General features: G+C 56.2%; 9 protein-coding genes and 1 tRNA gene. 7 read left to right on the forward strand and 3 right to left on the reverse strand.

The genetic code is table 11. From position 1 onward, the window contains the following. Positions 1-101: 101 nt before the first annotated feature. Positions 102-4,019 carry a S8 family serine peptidase gene (locus ACN08V_RS00810; protein ID WP_419104177.1) on the forward strand — a complete coding sequence of 1,306 codons (3,918 nt, stop codon included), beginning with the start codon at positions 102-104 and terminating at the stop codon, positions 4,017-4,019. Between the two features lie 156 nt (positions 4,020-4,175). Here the strand turns inward: ACN08V_RS00810 and ACN08V_RS00815 are convergent, their stop codons facing one another. Beyond that, a complete protein-coding gene (locus ACN08V_RS00815) occupies positions 4,176-4,880 on the reverse strand; it encodes a histone acetyltransferase (RefSeq protein ID WP_419104178.1) in 705 nt (234 codons plus the stop codon). Between the two features lie 122 nt (positions 4,881-5,002). On the opposite strand from ACN08V_RS00815, the gene ACN08V_RS00820 reads away from it, so the two are divergent. Together ACN08V_RS00820 and ACN08V_RS00825 are read left to right on the forward strand one after the other, a co-directional pair. Further along, a tRNA-Lys gene (locus ACN08V_RS00820) sits at positions 5,003-5,075 on the forward strand. A gap of 73 nt (positions 5,076-5,148) precedes the next feature. After that, complete coding sequence (locus tag ACN08V_RS00825; RefSeq protein ID WP_419104179.1) at positions 5,149-6,150, forward strand: DUF3644 domain-containing protein; 1,002 nt, start codon at positions 5,149-5,151, stop codon at positions 6,148-6,150. A 289-nt stretch (positions 6,151-6,439) separates the two neighbouring features. On the opposite strand, the gene ACN08V_RS00830 is transcribed toward ACN08V_RS00825, so the two are convergent. Further along, complete coding sequence (locus tag ACN08V_RS00830; protein ID WP_419104180.1) at positions 6,440-7,282, reverse strand: sulfurtransferase; 843 nt, start codon at positions 7,280-7,282, stop codon at positions 6,440-6,442. 150 nt (positions 7,283-7,432) lie between these two features. Here ACN08V_RS00830 and ACN08V_RS00835 point away from each other — a divergent pair, with 150 nt between their 5' ends. Then, positions 7,433-7,942, forward strand: a complete 510-nt coding sequence (locus ACN08V_RS00835; protein WP_419104181.1) for an asparaginase domain-containing protein — start codon at positions 7,433-7,435, stop codon at positions 7,940-7,942. Positions 7,943-7,961: 19 nt separating this feature from the next. Here ACN08V_RS00835 and ACN08V_RS00840 read toward each other — a convergent pair whose 3' ends face one another. Further along, complete coding sequence (locus tag ACN08V_RS00840; protein WP_419104182.1) at positions 7,962-9,305, reverse strand: FAD-binding oxidoreductase; 1,344 nt, start codon at positions 9,303-9,305, stop codon at positions 7,962-7,964. Between the two features lie 165 nt (positions 9,306-9,470). Between ACN08V_RS00840 and ACN08V_RS00845 the strand changes: the two genes are divergently transcribed. The 3 genes from ACN08V_RS00845 to ACN08V_RS00855 all read left to right on the forward strand — a co-directional run bounded on the left by ACN08V_RS00845 (position 9,471) and on the right by ACN08V_RS00855 (position 12,141). Next, the gene (locus tag ACN08V_RS00845; RefSeq protein WP_419104183.1) at positions 9,471-10,154 is read left to right on the forward strand and encodes a hypothetical protein; all 684 of its coding nucleotides are present in this window, start codon (positions 9,471-9,473) and stop codon (positions 10,152-10,154) included. A 213-nt stretch (positions 10,155-10,367) separates the two neighbouring features. Next, the gene (locus tag ACN08V_RS00850; RefSeq protein ID WP_419104184.1) at positions 10,368-11,282 is read left to right on the forward strand and encodes an ABC transporter permease; all 915 of its coding nucleotides are present in this window, start codon (positions 10,368-10,370) and stop codon (positions 11,280-11,282) included. Beyond that, positions 11,269-12,141, forward strand: a complete 873-nt coding sequence (locus ACN08V_RS00855; RefSeq protein ID WP_419104185.1) for an ABC transporter ATP-binding protein — start codon at positions 11,269-11,271, stop codon at positions 12,139-12,141. Before ACN08V_RS00850 ends, ACN08V_RS00855 begins: the two co-directional genes overlap by 14 nt. The last annotated feature ends 45 nt before the right edge of the window (positions 12,142-12,186 follow it).

Consider the following 12,186-nt stretch of genomic DNA (forward strand, 5'->3'; position numbering starts at 1 on the left):
ATAAGCTGGGTTACTATTGACTAAGAATGTGATGTACGACATTGTTATTGTACGCTCGCACTTTTACACACCGTGAATCACTGATTCAAAGGAATCCTTCAATGAATGAAAAATACACACCCAAGAAGGTAGCTCGCGCCAGCGTGGCATCTGTCCTGGGCTTGGGTATGGCCCTAACTTTGGGTCTGCCCGCAGCAAGTGCCCTAGAAGATGCCCGGCTCTTCCAGGGCTCGGTAGACGATATGGTGCAATCTGGCCATCAGATTGGCGACCAGGTTATTAGTCCCTCCATGCAGGCCGCTGAAGGCCAGGTGAGCGTCTTCGTCCAGTTCCGCGGTAAGGGAGCTTACGAGAGTACTCAGCCGGACTCTGTTCTGCAGGGTGAGCAGGCAACTGCCGTTGATGCTCAGGCGCAGGTGCAGGCTATTGCCGCAGCTGTTGAAAAGCAGGGGCAGTCAGCTGCAGCTGCCGCAGGTGCAGATGTTATTTACACTGCCCACAACACCGTACGCGGTGTTGCCTTGCGCGGTGACGCCGCTAAGATTCGTGAGCTTGCCTCGCGTAGTGATGTAGTTAAGATTTCCCCCATCGTTGCCAAGTACCCTTCAAATGCCGGCTCAGCCATTGATACCAAGGCCATTGCCTCCTGGCAACAGACCGGTTTCACCGGTGAAGGTGTCAAGATCGCTGTGATCGATACCGGTATCGATTACACCCACACCCAGTTTGGTGGTCCCGGTACCAGCGAGGCTTACGCTAAGGCTTCAGCTTCGAGCGAGATGCCAGCGGCAGATTCTGGCCTCTACGACCCCGAGAAATTTATTGGCGGTTATGACCTAGCTGGTGATGACTACGGCAGTAAAACTCGCGTCCCTCAGCCAGACGGTAACCCCCTAGACTGCAAGGCCGCCGGTCACGGTACCCACGTTGCTGGCACTGCAGCTGGTTACGCGGTCAACCCCGACGGTAGCACCTTCAAGGGTGACTACACCAAGATCACAGAAGACCAGATGCGCGATATGAAGATCGGTGCTGGCACCGCTCCCGGTGCTCAACTTGTTGGGCTGCGTGTCTTTGGCTGTGAGGGCTCAACCGATCTGACGGGCCTGGCTCTTGACCGAGCATTGGACCCTAACGGCGACGGTAAATACGATGACCGTGTTGATGTGGTCAACATGTCACTGGGCTCCGACTTTGGTGCCATTGATGACCCTGAGAACGCCATGGTTGATGCTCTGACCCGCTATGGAATTCTAAGCGTTGTCGCCGCCGGTAACTCTTCAGCAGCTAAGGGTAATGGGGACACCTACTCTGTCTCCGGTAACCCAGCAAACGCTGTATCCGCCCTGGCGGTAGCCAACTCGATTGGTTCGACTACCTATGTGGATAAGGCAGAGGTAACGGCTCCTAGCGACCTTGCTGGCCAGGTAAAGGGCTCCTACTCGGTTAGTTTCGATTATGCCGCTGCTTCTGAGGAAGAGCTTAGCGGCACCGTTGTCGCAGCGCCCGAGAATAACAAGTTTGCCTGTGACGCATTCCCCGCAGGCACTGATTTTGGTGGCAAGTGGGTCTTTATTGATTGGACCGATAACTTCGAGACCTTCCCCTGCGGCTCTAAGGTCCGTTTCGACAACCTAGAGAAGGCAGGAGCCAAGGGCGTTGTCCTGGCTTCTAACCTGGAGATCGAAAATATCGGCATCGCCGGTAACGCAACAATCCCCGGTATCCGCCTCAGTAAGAGTGATGCCGAGAAAGTTCGCCCGGCAGCCCAGGCCGGCAACCTAAAAATTAAGCTCCAAAGCGACTGGGTGGGTTCTCTGGTTGTAGACTCAGAGCAGTTTGACCGGGTCAATGAATCCTCAGGTAGGGGCGTTCACGGCTCCCAGGGCTTCACCAAGCCCGATGTTGCCGCCCCCGGTACCAACATTGGCTCAGCAGCCGTGGGTAGCGGTAACGGTAAGGCTATTTTCACCGGAACTTCAATGGCTAGCCCCCACGTAGCCGGTATCGCCGCTCTGGTCTACCAGGCTCACCAGAACTACTCAGCTCCCCAGGTCAAGGCCGCGATCATGAACTCTGCTGTTCACGACCTGAAAACCGCTGACGGTGCTGTCCAGTCCGTTGAGCGTGTAGGCTCCGGCCGCGTTGATGCTCTCCAGGCCGTCAACCAGAATGTGCTGGTCTATAACTCAGACACCCCCGCGCAGGTTTCCGAGAGCTTTGGTGTGGTTGAGGTCCTCCCCACGGCCGGTGTTCAGAGCTACACCCGCGACCTGACCGTAGAAAACTACGACTCAGTAGCTCACACCTACGCACTGTCCTTCGAGGCTTCCTCAAAGACTCCCGGTGTCACTGTCTCTACCCCCGGTAACGTCACCGTTCAGCCCGGCCAGAAGGCACAGGTAACTGTGACTGTGACTGTTGATCCTGCTCAGCTAGCTAAGACACTGGACCCGGCAAGTAGAGCTGAACAGCTTGATTTTGCCCGCCAGTATCTGAGCATTGAGTCAGGTCGCCTGCTCCTGACTGAAGGTGATCAGCAGACCCGTCTGCCTATTCAGATCGCTCCTAAGCCTGTTGCTGATATGAAGGCTGCATCCTCAAGCATTGAATTTGCTAACGATGCAAGCCAAGCAAAGATCGACCTTGAAGGTAGCCCTGTAGATCAGGGCGGTTACACCTCCCTGGTTGGTGCCTATCAGCTGGGCGCTAAGAGCGACCGTATTCAGAGCTCACGTCTTGGTGCTCTGACCAGCCAGCGCGTTGACCTGCAGTACGTGGGCGCTTACAGCAACGTTCCTGAGCTCGAGGCCTCCGGCGGAGATGTAGCCAAGGACGGCATCATGACCATCGGCCTTTCAACCTGGGCTAACTGGGAAAACCTCACTCCGACTACAGCAGTAGAAGTGGGAATCGATCTGGACGGTGATAACCGTGCTGACTACGTTGTGATGACACAGCGCCTCCCCGGCCTGGACTATCCGCTGGTTTACACCACCGGCTACGATAAGGGTCAGCTGACTCTGCTGGATGTTCAGCCCCTTAACGGAGCCTTAGGTGATGTTGACACCAACACCTTCGATAGCAACGTCATGGCGCTACCTGTTAAACTGTCGGCTATTGGTTTGGATGAAGCTAAGGCCAAGAACCTGCGCTACTCTGTCTCTACCTACTCCTGGTACGAACCATCCACCGTGGACCAGACCGACTGGATTAGCTACAACCCCTACTCACCTGAGCTCACTTTCTCTGGTAAGAGCTCAGATGCTCAGGGCCTGTTTGTCGATGCACCCGATGCCGACATCACCGTAGACCGCCAGGGTCCCGGTAGCGCTACAAACAATGAGGCCTTGCTCCTGCACTTCCACAACGCCAGCGGTGACCTAACCGGCACCAAGAGCGGTGAAGATGGCGCTAAGGCTGAGGTCCTCAACGTCACCGAGACTAGCCCCTCCGTTGTTGAGGGCAAGCCCCGTTTCACCGATGTGAAGCCCGGCGACCAGTTCTACAAGGAAATCTCTTGGCTGGCTGACCAGAAGATCACCACCGGTTACCCCGATGGCACTTTCCGCCCGCTGAACAAGGTTGAGCGCGGCGCTATGGCAGCCTTCTTCTACCGTATGGCTGGCTCACCCCAGTACACCGCACCCAGCGAATCACCTTTCTCTGATGTACCTACCAGCCATCAGTTCTACAAGGAAATTGCCTGGATGCACGATATGGGTATCACCACCGGTTACCCCGATGGCACCTTCCGCCCCCAGGCTAACGTCAACCGTGACGCTATGGCAGCCTTCTTCTACCGCATGGCCGGGGAACCTGCCTACGCGGCACCGGCTGATTCTAAGTTCAGCGATGTGAAGCCCGGCGACCAGTTCTACAAGGAAATCTCCTGGCTGAACTCGGTTGGCATCACCACCGGCTGGGAGGACGGTAGCTTCCGCCCCGTCACCCCGATTGCCCGTGATGCTATGGCAGCCTTCATCTACCGTTACGACCAGAACGTAGTAAGCCGCTAAGGCCGCCTAGGGGCTAGCCGGTAAAACTTTTACCGGCACCCCAGCAGGTAGATAGGTGAGGGGTCCCGGCCCGCTAGAAATAGTGGACCGGGGCCCTTTGCCGTGCCCAGAAAGTAAGCCAGGCAGAAGCTATTGCCAGCAAGGTAGGGCGAACGGCTAGTCGAGGGTGCCCGCCCGCCAGAGCGCAGCGGCTTCTTCAAGTTCCCCTGCCGTACCCAGGAGCTTGCGGGCCGCGGTGCGGAGCCGCTGAGCTCGGCTTGCCCCTTCGGCTTTGACCTCGGGGGAGGGCAGATGGAGAGGATCTGCGCTGTGCCTGTGACCGTGGTCGGTAAGCGACTGTCCGTGCCTTAGTTCTAGGGCAATATCGTCCTGCCCCAAGGAGAGCACCCGGCAAAAAGCGGCAAAGCGTTCCAGCGCTATATCAAAATCACCGGTATAGGCACCGGCCAGAATGGCATCAACGGTGGAGCAGATTTCTTCGGCAGTCGGAGGTGAGGGCACACCAGCGAGGGCCTGGGCCAGGTAGTTGGAGTGCATGCCGCGCTCGTAGTAGTAGCTCATGAGCTGAGCGTTTGCGCGGATGATGCCGCGTAGGGCGTAGATACGCCAGAGGGCCCCTGCCACCGTCACGGGTGCAGCTTGTGCCCAGAGCTGGGCGACCGCTTCGATGCCGAACTCGTCGGTAAAGCGCACCAGCCGTTTGGTGACGGAGGGGTCTTCGTTAGCCCGGCCGCGGGCAAGAAGAGCGCGGGCGGAGGCTTGGGCGGCGGCTGTGAGGTCTTCTGGGCTGGTGTCGCCTTGGAAGCGCTCGAATTTTTCGGTGGAGAACTTGATGGGGCGGTGAAAGCGGGCGGCTGACATAGCTGCTAGTTTAGCCCTAGTTGCTGGGTGCCTGCCGAGCGGATGGCCCAGCAGGTGAATAAGGTTTTGTGGGTACGGTGCTCAGCGTGTATAGTGGTAAGCGCTGAGTTCGTCTCAGTGGAGCGCCTTTAGCTCAGTTGGTAGAGCATCGGACTTTTAATCCGTGGGTCGTGGGTTCGAGCCCCACAGGGCGCACAGCTAAAGTCTCGTTAGGTTTTTCTAGCGAGACTTTTTGTTTCAGTCCCTGCAGAACCAATACAATATGCTCATGGAGCAGGAAAAGATTGAAGACCGTCTACTGAGCAAAAGCAAAGAAGCTTTTGCGCTGGCAATTGAGCTATATAACCGCCCCACACTGAGATATCACGCAGAAACGTGCTCGATCTTCCTCTGCAATGCGTGGGAACTGATGCTCAAAGCCTACCTGGTGAGGGAGAACGGGGAGGAATCCATCTATTACCCTGATGGGCGTACTATTTCGTTGGTGGAAGCTTTGAAGAAAGTTGATACCAACGATAAGAGCCCTCTGCGGGTTAACATGACGGAAGTTATCAGATTCAGAAATCTCAATACACACTTTGTCACTGATGAATATGAGATTTTTATTGGTCCTTTTCTGCAGGTTGCTGTAACAAACTACGCAGATAAGCTTCTTGAATTGCACGGAGAATCCGTCAGCGACCTTATCCCAGAGAACCATTTAGCGCTTGCTGTCCGCCGCGGGATGATCGAGCCTGAGACAATCCGAGCAAAGTACAGCCCGAATGTTGCTGAACAACTGCTCAGGATGAGCTCGTTGGCTTCAAATGCAGCCGGTAGCGAGAAAGACGGTAAGGTCGCGGCTATCTATGAGACGAGCTTCCGCCTTGTCCGTAAGGCCAAAGACGCAGATCTTAACGTGTATATTGATAAAGATGCGCAACAAGGAATCACCATAGTCAAGGATGTTAAAGATACCGCTAGCTACTACCCCTATACAGCCAACGGGCTTCTATCTGAGGTGAATAAACGTCTAAAGGCTCGGAAGATTCAGCTAGGTTACAGACAACAAACTTGCGAGTCGATTAATCGGTACCATCTTCAGAATTTTATTAAAGCTTTTCAGCTTAAAGGTAATGAGAAGTTCACCTATGACCGAAAAGCTCGTAATGAGACTAATTCATCGTGGGTTTATTCTCAGGCGGCAGCGGAGTTCATCATCTCAAAACTAGCGGAGAATCCAACAGAAATTTTGGATCAGATTTCTTTGCGCGTTAGGCAAAGACAATAGAAAAATTAGAGACACCGTCCCCAGGAGCAAAGGAATTCTCGGGCCTTAAGCCCTACTCCTATTCAGGAACCCAGCTGTACCCTTCTCAGGACGGTGTCTGATTCCAGACTACATTTTTACTTCGCGAGTGGCAACTGAGTGAAATGAACACCATAAACTTCTTAGTCGTGGGTTCGAGCCCCACAGGGCGCACAGCTAAACCCCGGTCTTCCTAGGAAGACCGGGGTTTTCTTATGCTTGGGCTGGTAGTGCGCCTGTTCCTGGAGCTAGTTAGCTTTCAACACGCATTTTAGCGCTCCACGGGGCGTACCCCGGCGGGGTCTTCTGCCCCGTACTCAGCCCAGGAACCGTCGTAGACGGCAATCTGCTGGTAGCCAGAAACATAGGCGGCTAGGGCATCCACGCAGGCGGTGACACCGGAACCGCAGGTGAAAATCAGTAGCTCTTTGCCATCGGCAACCTCATCGACAGCCCTTTTAACTTCATCGGGCTGACGGAACCTGCCCCGTTCATCGAGCAGGCTGGTGAAAGGTAGGTTGACAGAGCCGGGGATATGCCCGGCCCGTAAACCGGGGCGCGGTTCCGGCGCCTTGCCGGCAAAACGCTCAGCGCTGCGGGCATCAATAACCTGTGCTGAATCGTGACCCGCCATGGCCTTGGTGGTCAGGGCATCCACGAAAATCTCTCGGTCTTCTGCAAGGAAAGAGCCAGGGACGAAGGGGCCACGATCCAGAGGGAGCTGTTGGTAGCCAGCTTCTACCCAGGCGGGTAGGCCGCCGTCCAGAACAGCCACGTTGTCAAAACCCATGGCCACAAACATGAACCAACCACGGGCGGCAGAGAACATGCCCTGCCTGTCATAGACCACCAAAGCTGAGTCCTTGTTAATTCCCAGAGCCCGTGCCCTGTCTTCAAACTCGGGTGCACTGAGCATGGTGTGAACGCCTTGGGAGGCGCTGAATTGACCGTCAATATCGAAAGCGCGGGCACCGGGGATCCCCTCGCTTGCTCCTGCAAAGTCACCGACCGACGCGTCCAGAACAATCAGGTTAGGTGCCGTTAGATGAGCGGCAAGCCACTGTGCCCCTACGATAGGGAAGGTCAGCTTAAGAGGTGCAGTCGCTACAGACATAGTGTTCCTTTGCTCAGTGGAAAATCCTAGGGACCATACTACCGCCCCGAAAAGATAAAACCGTGGACTAGACTTTAATCCAGCAATTCCGCAACCCCCTTAGGCGTGCCAGAGTAAGAGAGCACGTCAGCACCAGTAGAAAGCCAATAGATGCCTATTCAGCACCCCAGCCATATTACCGTTCTGACTACCGGGGGGACCGTGGATAAAATCTACTCCCTAGAGGGGGAACTTATTATTGGCCCGCCCAGCGTCCCCGAGCTCCTGAGCCCTGTGCTCAGCGACATCAACTTCACGGTACAGAGTGTGCTGAAACTCGACAGCCTGGACATGACCGATCGGGACCGCGCAGTTCTTGCCTCCGCCCTCGAAGCGGTAGAGACCCAGCACATCATGATCACCCACGGTACGGACACTATGCCCGAGACTGCTCGCTACCTGCAAGCGAACAAAAAGGCACAGGGCAAGGTCGTCGTGCTCACCGGGGCCATGCAACCGGCTTCTATGCGGGCCTCTGACGCCAGCTTCAACCTGGGGTCAGCGGTAACTGCCCTGGGGCTTTTAGAGCCTGGTATCTACATTGCTATGAGCGGGCGAATCTTCCCCGCGACCACAGTCCTTAAAGATAAGGCGCGGGGAATCTTCACCCAGGGTAACTAAACCCTACCGGGGGCGTGGCCTAGACAGCCCGGCCCGGTGTCAGAATATTGTTGGGATCCAGTGCCGCCTTAATGGCGCGCTGGGCCGCAAGAGTAGCCGGGCTGAGCTGTTCGAGCATGCCCTGCATCTTCAGAGAGCCGATGCCGTGTTCACCGGTGACGGTACCGCCTAATTTGAGCGCTTCAAGGCCGATTCTGTCTAAGAGTTCGTGGGCCTGTGCCTGGCCTTCCTCCCCATCTGCTGAGTAGACAGCCGGGTGTAGGTTGCCGTCCCCTGCATGGGCAGAGATTGTGACTTTACGGCCGTACTCGGCTTCTAGCTCCCGGATTTTTGCTACGAAGAGGGAGAGCTTCTCTAGCGGTACGCCAGTGTCACCAAAGACCAGGTAGCCCTCTGCAATGGTGGCTGAATGAACCAGTCTGCGGGTTTCCATGAGATCTAGCCCGGGTAGAGCGGCAGTCTCAATCGCACCACCCTGAGCACACCGCTGTGCAAAGGCCTGAGCCTGTTCTAGGGCACGTGGCCCGGTGGTTTTACCCATGACGATAGCGGCCTTCGGAATGGTCAGACCCCTGCTGTGGTGCTTCTCAATCATGGTCGCTGTCTCGGCGTCTACAAGTTCCAGGCTTTCGGGCTTCTCCTGGCTGGAGGCAATGGCGATGATGGTATCCGTGGCCTCTTCAAACGAATCAAAGTGTGCGGAGAAGGTTGCTGGCTCCCCCTCAGGAACAGGCTTGAGCCGGACCGTCGCCTGGGTAATAACACCCAGGGTGCCCTCCGAACCCACAAAGAGCTGGGTCAGGTTAAGGCCGGTGACATTTTTAGCTGTACGGGCACCGGTATGAATGACACTGCCGTCGGCAAGAACTACTTCAAGGGCTACAACCGAGTCAGCGGTAACACCGTGAGCAAGACAGCGCAGTCCGCCGGCGTTGGTGGCAATGTTACCGCCTACCGTTGAGATAGCCGCCGATGCCGGGTCCGGCGGGAAGAAGAGCCCGTGTTCCTGGGCGGCCCTATCTAGATCAGCTGTAATGACACCTGCCCCAACTACCGCCAGGCGGGCCAGCGGGTCAAGAGACAGGGAAGTCATTTTTTCCACCGAAAGCACCAGGCCGCCGGCGTAAGCAACTGCCCCACCCGCTAGCCCGCTACCGGCACCGCGGACCGATACCTTAACCCCGTGCCGGTTGGCCCAGGCCAGGGCGGTAGAAACATCCTGGGTGGACTCAGCCAGCAGGACGGCCAGCGGTAGCTCGGGTGTGGCTTCGGAGTCATCTTCCGGGTAGCGGTCAAAGTCAGTTGGGTCAGTGAGTACAGTACAGGAAACGGACTGAACTAATTCTTGGAGTAGTGCGGACATCTTTGTTCTTTCTCTCTTGGAGCTATATCACTCTTAGTGTAGGTTCTAAGAGGAAGCTTGTGCGCATATCCAGACCTTTATGACATGGTCCGGCCTAGCCCCTCGGTGCAGGTGCCGCCAGAGAATAAGGGAACAAGCAGAAAAGGAAGCTAAGGAGCAGACTCGATGTCAGATCAGCCTAACTACACCTACCCTAATCAGCCTCAGCCGCCCCAGTACACCGGCCAGTACCAGCAGGCCCCCCATACTGGGCAGTACCAGCAGGGGTCAGCCCCCGGCTACGCTCAGGCTTATGGCCAGCAGCTCCCCGAACACATGGAGAAGCCACTGGTTCCCAAGGCACTTAAAACTGCGGCTCTTCTGGTGTACTGCATGGTGGGCTTATCTATTATCTCTGAGCTGTTAGGTGTCTTCTTCTACCAGGAGATCCAGGCACAGGCAGCAGATCGTTTTGCCTCTCTCTTGGGCGTTACCGATTTCCAGAATGGGGTAGCATCACAGGACGCCTTTGAGACACAGGTACAAACGGTAGGCACGGTCATAGGGCTATCTTTCTCCCTACTCATCAACGGTGCGGTTGCCTTCATGGCCTACCTCATGGTCAAGGGCCATAACTGGGCGCGTATCGTACTGACCATCCACGCCGCACTGACTGCTACGGGGGTCTTCGGCGTAATCCTGTGGTTCGTCTTCTTCCACTGGTCCATGCTCGTAAGTTTTCTGGCTGCTGTGCTGGCAATCGCTGCCCTCTGCTTTTTCTGGCAACGCCCCGCGAACGAGTACATGCAGCGCAGCCGTATCTACAAGCAGTGGGTTCAGCAGCAGTCCTACCTTGCTTCTCGCCCCTAAAAGCAGCCCTGTTTGCTGCTAGGCAGGGTTGAAAGGCCAGGCGACCAGTAAACTGGTGGGGTAAGCTCCCAAGCATGTGCTCCTTCTGCCTGTGAGCGCGCTGGTATTTGCCAGCGTCAGACAGGGGGAGGCACAGTATGCTTGGGCACATCCCGGAGGCTAGTTCAAGAAGAACCGGCACCCCTACCAAGGAATCGAAAAGCGAAACGTAGCATGGGCAAGACGAGCAGGGTCATTTATCAACCGCGTGAGGCGGTGGATTATCGTCTCATCGATATGGCACCCTATATCCAGTCAGGACGACTCGTGCCCGTTGGTGCGCGAAGCAAACTGAGCCTCTACCTCAAAGACCTCTGGGGGCGCCGTAGCTATATCTGGTACGACTCCCGGACCAAGGTCAGGACCCAGAACAACGAGCACCGGCTCGGTACCCTCTGGCTACTGGTCAAGCCCCTACTCGACATCGTCTTTTACGGCCTGCTCTTTGGTGTAGTGCTCAAAGCATCGCGGGGTATAGATAACTACCCGGCATACATCATCATCGGTGTTTTGATGTTCCAGTACATCTCAAGCGTTATGAATAACGCTGCCGGCGTGATGAACCAGAGCAAGCCCATGATGAGGGCTTTTTCCTTCCCTCGCATGGCGATACCGCTCTCGATGCTGGTGCGGCAGACTCTACAGATGGGCCCTATCCTTGCGGTTATGATTGTGGGTCTTATTGCTATCCCGCCCCACCAGTACCCCTCACTGACCTGGGCCATGTTTATCCCGGTTTTTGCACTTAACTCAGTCTTCCTTTTTGGGCTGTCGCTGATTATTGCCCGCTACGCATTTATTCTGCCCGATATTAAACAGCTCTTGAGCTTTGTGACACGCGTACTCATGTACGGTTCGGGCATTATCTTCCCCATTGAACGGTTCGTGAACCACCCCGTTTTGGCCCAGGTAATTCAGGCCAACCCGGTCTACATTTTTATTGACCTGTACCGGCAGGTCCTACTCAACAACAGCTGGGGCTCACTTGAATCGTGGGCCGGTGCAGGTGCGTGGACGGTTGGCACCCTGCTGGTGGGCTTCTTCATTTTCTGGCGTGCAGAGGAGGTGTTCGGCCGTGAGCTCCGCTAACCAAGAGAAGCTGGGGAGCTTTGCCCCCGGTAAACCCTACGACGATGACCACTTCCTGCAACCGAATATCGTAGTCAATAATCTTTCCGTTGATTACAAGGTATCGGCCGGACTTTTTGGCCGCCGCAAGCAAGAGACAGTACACGCCCTGCAACCCTTTTCTTTTGCGGCCTTTGAGGGCGAGTTCATCGGGCTGGTAGGGCGCAACGGCTCGGGCAAGAGTACCCTGCTCAGGGTTATTGCTGGCCTTGAATCGCCCACGACCGGCACGGTTTACGCTTCGTCTCGGCCTTCTCTTGTAGGTGTGAGCGCAGCCCTTAACCCGGAGCTAACCGGGCGGCAGAACATCATTCTAGGCTGCCTGGCTATGGGGTTGAGAAAGAGTCACATTGATGAGGCCATGCAGAAAGTCATAGACCTAGCGGGCATCGGTACCGCTATCGACCGGCCCATGCGAACCTACTCATCGGGCATGGGCGCCCGCCTGCGCTTCGCTATTTCGCTGGCGGCCAAGCCCCGTATCATGCTGGTTGACGAAGCCCTCTCCACCGGTGATGCCGCCTACGCAGAACGCTCAGCCCAGGCCATGAAAGAGGTCCTCGACCAGGCTGGAACGGTCTTCCTGGTCACCCACGCTGCCCAGACCATTGAAGAGCTCTGCAACCGCGCTATATGGCTGGACTACGGCGAGTTCGTCATGGACGGTGACGCCCGCCAGGTAGCCCGCAAATACCGCTGGTTTGCTCACAACCTAGCTCAGGGAAACAAGGAAACAGCCGCCCAGCTCCTTGCTGAGGCCAAAGCTCTGGGAGCACAGGGGTATGTTGCGGATAGCCCCGAAGAGACAGACGAGCGCTAAACCGTCACAGATCCCCCCACCACCGGCAGATTACAAGGTAAAGAA

Origin of the sequence: Rothia sp. P5766, from assembly GCF_048513555.1 — a bacterium.
Taxonomy (GTDB): domain Bacteria; phylum Actinomycetota; class Actinomycetes; order Actinomycetales; family Micrococcaceae; genus Rothia.

Bases quoted from the DNA above. Each gene is read 5' to 3' on its own strand.
- ACN08V_RS00810 (WP_419104177.1), top strand. From the start codon at position 102: ATGAATGAAAAATACACACCCAAGAAGGTAGCTCGCGCCAGCGTGGCA.
- ACN08V_RS00850 (WP_419104184.1), top strand. From the start codon at position 10,368: ATGGGCAAGACGAGCAGGGTCATTTATCAACCGCGTGAGGCGGTGGAT.
- ACN08V_RS00815 (WP_419104178.1), bottom strand. From the start codon at position 4,880: ATGTCAGCCGCCCGCTTTCACCGCCCCATCAAGTTCTCCACCGAAAAA.
- ACN08V_RS00825 (WP_419104179.1), top strand. From the start codon at position 5,149: ATGGAGCAGGAAAAGATTGAAGACCGTCTACTGAGCAAAAGCAAAGAA.
- ACN08V_RS00830 (WP_419104180.1), bottom strand. From the start codon at position 7,282: ATGTCTGTAGCGACTGCACCTCTTAAGCTGACCTTCCCTATCGTAGGG.
- ACN08V_RS00840 (WP_419104182.1), bottom strand. From the start codon at position 9,305: ATGTCCGCACTACTCCAAGAATTAGTTCAGTCCGTTTCCTGTACTGTA.
- ACN08V_RS00845 (WP_419104183.1), top strand. From the start codon at position 9,471: ATGTCAGATCAGCCTAACTACACCTACCCTAATCAGCCTCAGCCGCCC.
- ACN08V_RS00835 (WP_419104181.1), top strand. From the start codon at position 7,433: ATGCCTATTCAGCACCCCAGCCATATTACCGTTCTGACTACCGGGGGG.